The organism is Thermogemmatispora sp., from assembly GCF_019683635.1.
In the GTDB taxonomy this organism is placed as follows: Bacteria; Chloroflexota; Ktedonobacteria; order Ktedonobacterales; family Ktedonobacteraceae; genus Thermogemmatispora.
This window is the reverse complement of record NZ_JADGIA010000010.1, coordinates 41,135-48,578: the sequence shown is the minus strand read 5'-3', so window position 1 is coordinate 48,578 and position 7,444 is coordinate 41,135. Positions and strand designations below refer to the sequence as shown.

Annotated in this window: 6 protein-coding genes; all 6 read right to left on the bottom strand. The window is 62.0% G+C overall.

Going from position 1 to position 7,444, the window contains the following annotated elements; all coding sequences use genetic code 11:
- Positions 1-2,540, bottom strand: a 2,540-nt coding sequence (cas3, locus tag IRZ31_RS02570) for a CRISPR-associated helicase Cas3' (protein WP_297149215.1), incomplete at its 3' end; no start/stop codon positions are given.
- 12 nt (positions 2,541-2,552) lie between these two features.
- Positions 2,553-3,632: a WYL domain-containing protein gene (locus IRZ31_RS02565; protein WP_297149213.1), complete on the bottom strand. Its 1,080-nt coding sequence runs from the start codon at positions 3,630-3,632 to the stop codon at positions 2,553-2,555.
- Positions 3,633-3,810: 178 nt separating this feature from the next.
- Positions 3,811-3,957 (bottom strand): hypothetical protein, encoded by a 147-nt coding sequence (locus tag IRZ31_RS02560; protein WP_297149211.1) that lies wholly within the window; start codon positions 3,955-3,957, stop codon positions 3,811-3,813.
- A complete protein-coding gene (locus IRZ31_RS21335) occupies positions 3,929-4,096 on the bottom strand; it encodes a CRISPR-associated endonuclease Cas1 (RefSeq protein WP_363325627.1) in 168 nt (55 codons plus the stop codon). Before IRZ31_RS21335 ends, IRZ31_RS02560 begins: the two co-directional genes overlap by 29 nt.
- Positions 4,041-4,298, bottom strand: coding sequence for a CRISPR-associated endonuclease Cas1 (locus tag IRZ31_RS02555; protein ID WP_297149209.1), 258 nt, complete (start codon positions 4,296-4,298; stop codon positions 4,041-4,043). Before IRZ31_RS02555 ends, IRZ31_RS21335 begins: the two co-directional genes overlap by 56 nt.
- Before the next feature lie 368 nt (positions 4,299-4,666).
- Positions 4,667-7,228, bottom strand: a complete 2,562-nt coding sequence (locus IRZ31_RS02550) for a glycoside hydrolase family 31 protein (protein WP_297149207.1) — start codon at positions 7,226-7,228, stop codon at positions 4,667-4,669.
- Positions 7,229-7,444 lie beyond the last annotated feature (216 nt).

The following is a 7,444-nucleotide window of genomic DNA, read 5'->3' as shown; positions in this document are numbered from 1 at the left end:
CGTGTCATGACAAAGGCCAGCCAGGTTTCGTAGTGGGGTTTGTGCAGGTCCAGCGCGGGCTGACTGAACTTCCCCGAAGTGGCGTTCTCGGGGAAGAGATCTCCTTGCTGGCACGCTGGCAGAATCAACTGCAGGTTCATGGGCTGAGGAGGGGTCTCGCGCTGTACCAGGGCTAAGGCTCGCCGTACCGCCTCTAAGGCTCCTGGCGCCAGCCTGCTCGCACCATATTCGTGGGCCCCTGTGGTATGATGACGGGCAATGGCATAGCAGGTGGCCCGCGCCACGGGCGCAGTGGGGCTGGCCGGCGTTGTCGCGCCCAGGCAGTCCACAATGAAGCGGCGCGCCAAAGCCACGCTCTCACAGGCGTGGTTAGGACGGCGTTCGGCTAGCTCTTGCTCCCACTGTCGCTCTTCGCGGGCTCGCACATTATAGGTCGTCTTGGCAAAGAGATAATCGGCTGCCGGTTCCTGATAGTGCAGACCCTTCTTTTCGTGATAGAGGCGCTCCCAGGCGCGGGCCCAACGCTGCCAGCCCTCAGCCAGTTTCCCCAGGTCGTGCAGGGCCAGGGCCAACTGAATGGCCTGATCAATCGTGCCCGCTGCCACTCCCATGCGCTCCTCCAGGCGGCGCAGAGCATAGGCCAGCTCATGGTAGAGGCCGTAGTGGTAGGCGTCGGCCAGTCCCCCAATGTGCTCCTCGTAGCGCTGGCGCGAGACCGTCTGACTGGCCGCACCTGAACGCCGCCGCTCCTGCGGACGGCTCTGGTAGCGCGTGCCCTCAAGGCGCTGCCGCCAGCGCGCGGACAGCGGCAGACGTCCGTCGCGGAAGACCAGGCCCAGATCGCGATCGTAGGTCACCAGGGCCTGCGGCAGAGCCAAGACCAGCGCACTGCTGATCTGGGCCGGGTTGGTCACCGGCTCCCACGTATAGAGTGGCTCGCGCCGGCTATCGTCCTCGCCCTGGGCCGCTGTCCCGCTCCCGCTATCCACGAGCACCGCTTGTTTGCACACCCAATCGAGGCCCAGTGCGGCGGCCCGCTCCTGTAGGGCCCGCCAGTGCCGGCCCTGCAGCAGACTGGGACGCAGCGTGAAAAGCTGCCAGTGCCAGGGCGCTGTGACGATCTCCTCTTCGGGCGCATCGTGCACCAGCAGCGCCACTTGCAGATCGTCACGGATCAGCGTAGAGCGCACACTTGGATCGGGTTTCCTCAAGCTGGTCACCATCTTCTCCAGCAGAAGGGGCCGTTGCTCCTCGTAGCGCGCCAGCAACTGGAGGTCGCTCTCACAGTGGACCGTGTCAAGCAGGCGGCGCTCCTCCTGAAAGCGCACTACCTGGCCATCGTACTCGGCCAGGGCCTCCCAGGTACGTTGACAGGGTTCCGGCTCGTAGGGCAGTGTCTGCGGCTGACCCTGATCATCGACGGGGAGCGAGTAGACAAAGACCTGCCCCTGCTGGCGAGGGAAGCGCGCGCAGCGTCCGGCGCGCTGGATCAGGCTATTGGCTGGCGACAGCTCGCTGTGCAGCGTCTCAACCGAGATATCAAGCCCCACCTCGACCACCTGCGTCGCCACCACAATCACATTCTCGCCCTGATAGCGCCCGCTCTCCTCGTCCCAGGCGGCGGGACCAAGCAAACGCTGCAGTTCCTCGCCCTGGCGGCGCCGATCCTCATCACTAAAGCGGCTGTGCAGCAGTTGCAGACGGATGTCAAGCCCGCGCTCTTGAATCAGCTCATCAAGCTGCAGATATAGCTCCTGGGCTCGCTCGACACGGTTACAGACCGCCAGAGAGCAGCGCTGGTGACGCGCAAGCACCTGCTCGGCGCTCAGCGGCTCCGCCACGCGCCGAAAGACGCGCTGACGTCCCTTGGCCAGGGCGGTCAGCTCCTCATCGCTTGCCTCAATCACCTCAGCATCGATCATCTGCGCCAGTTGCTCCACCAGTGGCCTGGAGAGGGTCGCGCTCATGAAGATAAAGCGGGTCAGATCCTTGAGCTGGCGCAGCAGCTCGATCGTTGTTGTCAGGGCGCCAAAGCAGCTCTGGCCTTGCCGATTGAGCGGATAGAGATGCGGCTCATCCAGAATCAGGTAGGTGCTGGCGAGCAGACCAACATTGATATTGGCGCGCGCCCCGTCGACGCTATAGGGCACGCCGAGAGCGCTGGCCAGCAGCTGATCGATCGTGCAGGCGATGATCAATGACTCGAACTGGGGATCGTCCGGCGACTCGCCTGTTTGCAAACTGAGCAGCGAACGACCGAACTGGGCATAGCGTTGGCGCAGCGGCTCGATCAAGAGCGGGTTCAGCTCCTCCTCCAGTAACTGGCGGCAGGTTCTGATGAACTGCGTGGCCAGCACCCGCATGGGCGAGACGTAGAGCGCCTTCCCGGGCAGCGTCCCATCGTTAAACGCGCAGCTCTGCAGGAAGGGTAGCAGGGCTGCCAGCGTCTTTCCGCCGCCCGTCGGAATGACCAGAATCACATTGCGGCCCTGGGCCAGCACCTGGAGCACACGCTCCTGATAGGGATAGAGAGTCTTCATGAGGGAAACCGCTCACTCCTTTCTTTCCTTCACTTCAGCCTCTTCTGGCCGGGCGGGACGGCGGAACAGATCCGCGTTGAGCCTGCCTGGCTCGTGGGTGGAGAGGGCGGGGCGCTGCAATCCATAGTTCTGGCTGGCTCGTTGGACGTGGCTAATGACTCGCAGGCGTAGCTCTTCCGGCTCCAACACCACACAGTCGGCGCCCCAACCGCGAACCCAGGGTTCGATCTCGACCAGGTCACCGATCAGGGCCGTCCACTCGCAGCCGTCGCGCGTCAGACGAATCTCCTGCGACGGATGCCAGCGCGTCTCACGCACGCGCTTCACCACCTGGCTGCTGAAGTGCAAGCGTACCCTGACCGGTTCCTCATCGCCGTACATCACGCCCCAGGCCCGTTGCAGCAATTCCTCAGCCTTAAAGGAGGGATCGGGGACAAACGTCTCACTGGTTAGCTCTGCATGTCGGATGCGCTCCAGCTTCAAAGTACGCAAGGCCCGCACGGTATGACTGTAGCCGAGCACGTAGATGGTCCGTCCGATAGCTGATGGTTCCAGCAGGTAAGGATCGAAAAGCGTCTCGAAACGGCTCTTGCGCGGCGGCTCGTAGACCAGGCGTAGGCGGCGGTGTTGGACCCAGCCGCACGCCAGTGCCAGAAAAATGGCCGAAACATCTTCCCTGTCGCTATCCTCCGTGAGCAGCAGCGCGGCAATAGTCTCCTGCTGCTCGCGCACGGGAGCGGGCAGGGCCTCTACCAACTTATGCAGGGCCATTGTCAAATGCCAGTTCCGCTCATCGCGCGTCTGAGCCAGGAGGCGGCCAGCCAGATAGAGGCCCACCGCCTCGGGATAGCTCAGGGAGAGCTGTAGCCTGGGGATGACCGCCCCTTCCGGCAAAAACCAGTAGAGGCCCTCTTTCGTGAGAGGCAGCAGGCCGGTTAGCTGCAGCTCATTCAGGTACTTGTTCGCCGTATCCTCATTGATGCCCAGCCGCTCAGCGATTTCGCGGGTGCGCCACCGCCGCTTCATATGACTCTCGAAAAGGTGAATGATAGTCTGCAGGCGATGGACCCGTTTCATGGTCTCGGTATTCAAGGCGGCGTCTCCTTTCCCTTCGTGCTCTTGTCTTGACCTGGCCGAGGAGCTGAGCCAGGCGGCCCGCTGCTCTGGGAAGCAGTATAGCCTAACGATTCCGCTAAATCGTCGGAATCCCGGTCTTAGAGAAAAGACCGGTACGCCTTGCGTTCGCTCTCTGCTCTCCTGTTCTCCTGACTCACACCACGTCGTTGCAGAAGCGGCGAAACTCGCACAGTGGGCAGCGGCGCTGCTGAGCTGTGGGCCCTGGCAGACCCTCTGTCTGCAGGCTCTGACGGATGGCCGCCACTGTTGTCTCAACACGGCGGCTGTTCAACTTGAGCATAAAGCACGCCGTAGCCGTAGTTGAGGAGGGCATTGAAAAGATCGGTGGCTCCCCGTGTCTGCCATCCGGGCCAAGCGATCTGCTCAGGCAGAACATACCTGACGCCCGCTCCGTAGTGCTGAGCGGCCCGGCCTTCCAATCTCCAGGAAATGGAGCGCAATCCCTTCCTCGCTGCAGAGCTTCACCACATCGCTGGAGATCCCAACGCCTGTATCGATAACAAGAATTTGCTTGAGATGGATCAGAGGTATTTCCTCCACGACCTGCGATCCCTGGACCAGACGAATTCTTCCTTGATGTTTACTAATAAAGATGCCTTTCCCTTCCACAATCAGATTCATTGTTTCCCTATCCGTCAGACGATAGCCATTGACATTTTTATCGGAACAGTCTGGTAATTATACTGCAGCTACCAGGCTGAAGCAGCCTTAGCAGCAGCGCGCTCATGCCCACAAGAGTAGCGAGAAGATTCCGCTAAAGTATCGGAATCCTCGGAAGTATTCAAAAAAAAAGAGGAGAGAAACAAAAAGAAGAGTGCTGGCACCTCTTGCCAGCACTCTTCCTCTCTCTAGCTCTGGCAGCACAAAGATCTTGAAGACAGATCTAACGAGTGAGCCCAGGTGAAAAAACGAAGCAGGCCGCGCGGCGGCCTGAATGCCTGGTGAGTGACCAGGGCGAGCAGCGGGAAGGTCAACAGCTTGCCTACAGCTCAAAGCCGATCAGCAGGCTCCTCGTCCGTCTCCTCCAGCCAGGCGCCAGATCCTCCCTCGGTGGCTGTTGCCGCCAGGCGGATGCTCAGCTCCTGCGCCTCAACCTGCTCCCGCAACGTCACCAGCAGGCGGCCCTGCTCCTGGTCATAGGACCACTCGACCGGACCGGCAGAGTCACCGTCTCCGGTGCGTTGCTCGACACTCCGGGGAGCGCGCTCAAGGGCACGCAGCTCCAACACGATGCGCTGGCGCTGCGGCACAAAGCTGCCCTCGCGGGCGCTGAGGAACACGCGAATCTCATCGCCCTCGACCTCGCAAATGATGCGCCGGCGAGCGTATTCCCCCTGCAAGTAGCCATAGCCATCGCCGGCGTCCTCGTAGAGACTGCTCTCGCCGCTCCCTTCGGCTGGGTAAAGCAGCAGTGTCAGCGGATCTGGTGCTCGCTCTCCCACGTAGTTCATCTCGGGCCAGAGTGGCACCGCCGTATTCGCCCGCACGTAGAGCGCTGGCTGCCCGAGCGGGGCATAGGCTACCACATGGGCCGGACCGCTCAAGCGCTGGCCGCTCCAGAAGTGGAACCAGGTGCCGGCGGGCAGATAGACATGACGGTGACTGACACCCGGGCGCGAGACAGGAGCTACGAGCAGCGCAGGGCCGCAGAGCGCTTCGTCATCGTAAGCCCAGGCGACGGGGTCTGCCGGCGCCATCCAGAAGAGCGGGCGCAGCACTGGCGCACCAGTGCGATGGCACTCCTCGAACAGCGTATACAGGTAGGGGAGCAGACGCTGCCGTAGCTTGAGCATGGCGCGACAGACCGACTCGTACGGCTCGCCAAAGACCCACGGCTCTTGACGGCGCGTCTGCTTCTCCGAGTGGTTGCGGCAGAAAGCCTGAAAGATCCCGAACTCTGTCCAGCGAGCCAGCAGCTCGCCGCTACAATCGCCATAGAAGCCACCGATGTCGCTGCCACACCAGCTCACACCGGAGAGACCCAGATTGAGCAACTGCGACACACTCTGCGCCAGATCCTCCCACGTTGACGCATTATCGCCGGTCCAGATCAAAGCATGGCGCTGGATACCAGCGTAGCCGGCGCGCGAAATCACAAACGGGCGCTGGTCCGGGCGCAGGCGCTCCAGACCCTCGCGCGTCGCCTGGACCAATAACGAGCCATAGGCATTGTGAATCTCAACATGCAGACGTGGAGTCCCGCCGCCGGGGTGGATCGTCTCAGGGGGCAGCGTCCCATGTACCGGAATAAAAACAGCCGGCTCGTTCATATCGGTCCAAATGCCGGCTACCCCAGCATCGAGCAGTGAGCGATGCTGCTCGCCCCACCAGGCGCGCGCCGCCGGGTTGGTCACATCGGGAAAGACGCAAAGGCCCGGCCAGACCGCATTTTGATAATCCTGATAGTCGGGGGTCTTGCAATAAAGATCGCGCCGCTTGCCATCTACATAGACCGCGTAGTGCTCATCGACCTTGATGCCCGCATCAACAATGCTCACCACATGGAAGCCTTGCGCGCGCAGCTCGGAGAAGAGGCCGGCGGGATCGGGAAAGCGCTCCTGATCCCACGTAAAGACGCGGTAGCCATCGAGCGCATCGATATCCAGATAGAGCGTGTCGCACGGAATATCGCGCGCGCGGAAGGTGGTCGCCACCTCGCGCAGCTCCTCGGCGGAAGCATAGCTGAAGCGGCTCTGTCCGTTGCCGAGCGACCAGAGTGGTGGCAGAGGAGTGCGCCCAGTCAACTCGGTGTAGCGCTCCAGCACGGCCTGTGGGGTCGGGCCACAGAAGACATAATAGATCAGGTCGCCGGTACTGGTGCCGAACCAGGAGCGAGCTGGATGCTCATGAGCCAGATCGAAAGCCACCCGCCCGGGATTATCCAGAAACAGCCCCCAGGCCAGACCATCGGCCAGCACCAGCGTAAAAGGGATAGAGACATACAAGTTATTGTGGAAAACGCTGTGCCCGGGTTGCGGATCGGTGTTCCAAAAGATCTGGTAGGTCCCTGTCTTATCCAAACCGCCGAAGCGCTCGCCACAGCCGAAATAGCGCTCCTCGGGCAGGTGTCGCTTATAGACGCGCAGCGGTAGGCCGAGGGTTCCGGCCACATTGGCCAGCGGTAGCAGGGCCTCCTCGGCGGGCCGTTCGAACCAGCCCATCCCCAGCTCGGGATCATCGGCGGCGAAGATCCGCCCGCTCGGATCGGAAAAACTGAGACGCAAGGGATCAAGAGAGAGGTGCGCCGTCGCGAACGAGGTGGCCATGCTCAGCTGTCCCGCTGCTGGCTCTGTGATAGTGACAGACTCTGGCTGCCAGGCTTGTTCCACCACTGCCGGCGACTCGTAGCGGCGGGGACGGCCATCCAGAAAGAGGCCAACGCGGAAGAGGTCCGGCGCAAGGGCCGTCACCTCAACGCTGGCCGGTCCGCTGCGTAGGCAGATCCTGGCGGCGTCTCGCTCGCAGACCTGGGCTTGACCCAGGACCCGATAGCCGTCCGGTAAGGTGACAGCGGGGTGAGCATTGGTGGCTACTGGCTGTGCCCTCTCCATGAAATCTTGGTTCCTTTCCACTCTAGTTGCTTGTTTTTATAAGCTGACCGCTGATCATCGGTTCGCTGAAAAACGGGCAAAGAAGCGCTGTTGAACTGGGCCGGGCCGGCCTGTGAAAACCTGACCCCTCCGGAGGCGGAGCGAGCGCTCCGCGCTCCGAGCGGGGTCTTTTCTATCCAGCAACCAGCTTCCTTGCTCGTCTGCTTATCCACTCAC

Coding starts and splice junctions, on each gene's coding strand:
- IRZ31_RS02550 (WP_297149207.1), bottom strand. CDS start 7,228: ATGGAGAGGGCACAGCCAGTAGCCACCAATGCTCACCCCGCTGTCACC.
- IRZ31_RS02560 (WP_297149211.1), bottom strand. CDS start 3,957: ATGCTCAAGTTGAACAGCCGCCGTGTTGAGACAACAGTGGCGGCCATC.
- IRZ31_RS02555 (WP_297149209.1), bottom strand. CDS start 4,298: ATGAATCTGATTGTGGAAGGGAAAGGCATCTTTATTAGTAAACATCAA.